General features: G+C 63.6%; 1 protein-coding gene. It reads right to left on the bottom strand.

Annotation, left to right across the window (positions count from 1 at the left end; translation table 11 throughout):
- Positions 1-634 (bottom strand): aldehyde dehydrogenase family protein (locus tag EN991_RS38765; protein WP_127370661.1); only part of this gene is annotated, 634 nt, incomplete at both ends.

The following is a 634-nucleotide window of genomic DNA, read 5'->3' as shown; positions in this document are numbered from 1 at the left end:
CCCGTAGGGGCTGTCATTAGCGATGCGGATCGCGTCGGCCTCGTCATCGAAGGCAATGACCGAAAGCACCGGCCCGAAGATCTCGTCGCGGGCAATCGGATCGGCAGGCGTGACATCGTCGAAAATGGTGGGCTGGACAAAGCTGCCGCGCCCATTGACCGTGACCATGTCGCCGCCCGCGACCAGGCGCGCGGTCTTTTTACCGGCCTCGACGAAGCGCATGACATTGGCGGCGTGGCGACTATCGACCATCGCGCCCATTTTCGAAATCGGATCGAGCGGATCGCCGGGCTGCGTGGCCGCCGCACGCTGCACCAGTTTCTCCACCAGGGCATCCTTGATGCCGCGCTGGACGAGCAGGCGTGAATTGGCGGAACAGACCTCGCCCTGGTTGAAGAAGATGCCGAAGGCCGCCATATCGGCCACCACATCGAGATCCCCGCAGTCGGCAAAGACGAGGTTGGGGCTCTTGCCGCCGGTCTCCAGCCAGACCTGCTTCATGTTCGACTGCCCGGAATATTGCAGGAACATCTTGCCCACCGCGGTCGAACCGGTGAAGGCGAGGCAATCCACATCCATATGGCGGCCAAGCGCCTGGCCGGCGGTTTCGCCAAGGCCGGGCACGACATTGAGC

It is taken from the genome of Mesorhizobium sp. M7A.F.Ca.US.005.03.2.1 (genome assembly GCF_003997795.1).
GTDB lineage: Bacteria > Pseudomonadota > Alphaproteobacteria > Rhizobiales > Rhizobiaceae > Mesorhizobium > Mesorhizobium ciceri.
The sequence above is the reverse complement of the archived record's forward strand: the minus strand, read 5'-3'. Positions and strand labels throughout refer to the sequence as shown.